Genomic DNA, 1,130 nt, shown 5'->3' with positions numbered 1-1,130 from the left:
AAGAACGCCAATGGAAACTCTGATAGATGGCAAAGAGATCTGGAAGGAAAAATTTGTAGCCTGAATTTGACCTGACAGACACCCTCTGAAAAATCGGTGACTGTCAGATCAGGTCTGAACTACTACAAATCATCATGCTACGGCTACTGACTTCATTATGCACCATTGCTGCCCAGACAAGACTTAAAAGAAATGCTAATAGTCCTCGACCAAACTCGAAAACGCCAAATGCAACACCCTGATGCTCTTTAGTAGTCGATATACTAACAGCTTTAAAATTAGCTGGTTTAAAAAGAACTTCGCTCAATAATAGCATCAGGAAGAAGCAAAGTAACAGTGTGGTCATACTTAATCCGGGAGAGTTTAATGCAATAAATAAGGAAATAAAACCAACGCCGAGTGTGGTAAGTAACATAATGCTTCTTACTTTAAAACGGTCACCAATCCAACCTAATCCAATGGTGCCTACTAATATAACCAAACCCTGCATTGAGTATAACTCACCAGCCTCTGAATCAGAGATGCCCATGGCGACAGGAAATCCTAATGGTAATGAGTTTCGAAGATCCCAAAATGCATATAACAACTGAGCATTAGCTGTAATAAACAAGAGCTGAACAATGCTCTGGATTGAGAACCCAAATTTAGAGATTATTTTTGTCATGTTTTTCCACCGTTATGCTAGTGACAATTTGTTTAAGAAGTAACCGTTCGGGATTATCAGGTGGTTTTAGGGGTGGTTGACCTTGGTTCATTGAGATTGAATGCGATTTCTTCAAAATAGCTTGTTTTGCCTGATGAAAAAGTAACAGTTACTTGAAGAGTTTGATTTTCTTCGGACGCCAGGGTTTATTTAAAGCCCTTTGCACCTTGTGTAGTGCTTACAAACTAAAATATATAAAAATTAAAGAAATGTGTGTTGTGGAAAATAATGAATTTCGAGTGTTGAAAATAATATATATGATTAGTTGGTTTGCTTCCGAATTGAGTCTAGTTTTTTATGTGTAGTAGTTCAGACCTGATCTGACAGTCACCGATTTTTCAGAGGGTGTCTGTCAGGTCAAATTCAGGCTACAAATTTTTCCTTCCAGATCTCTTTGCCATCTATCAGAGTTTCCATTGGCGTTCTT

The 1,130-nt window shown here is 38.1% G+C and carries 1 protein-coding gene; it reads right to left on the bottom strand.

Annotation, left to right across the window (positions count from 1 at the left end; translation table 11 throughout):
- Positions 1 to 103 precede the first annotated feature (103 nt).
- The gene (locus ACNRUY_RS26570) at positions 104 to 664 is read right to left on the bottom strand and encodes an MFS transporter (RefSeq protein ID WP_488114676.1); all 561 of its coding nucleotides are present in this window, start codon (positions 662 to 664) and stop codon (positions 104 to 106) included.
- Positions 665 to 1,130 lie beyond the last annotated feature (466 nt).

Source organism: Endozoicomonas sp. Z74 (genome assembly GCF_057680865.1).
The sequence above is the reverse complement of the archived record's forward strand: the minus strand, read 5'-3'. Positions and strand labels throughout refer to the sequence as shown.

Coding starts and splice junctions, on each gene's coding strand:
- ACNRUY_RS26570 (WP_488114676.1), bottom strand. CDS start 664: ATGACAAAAATAATCTCTAAATTTGGGTTCTCAATCCAGAGCATTGTT.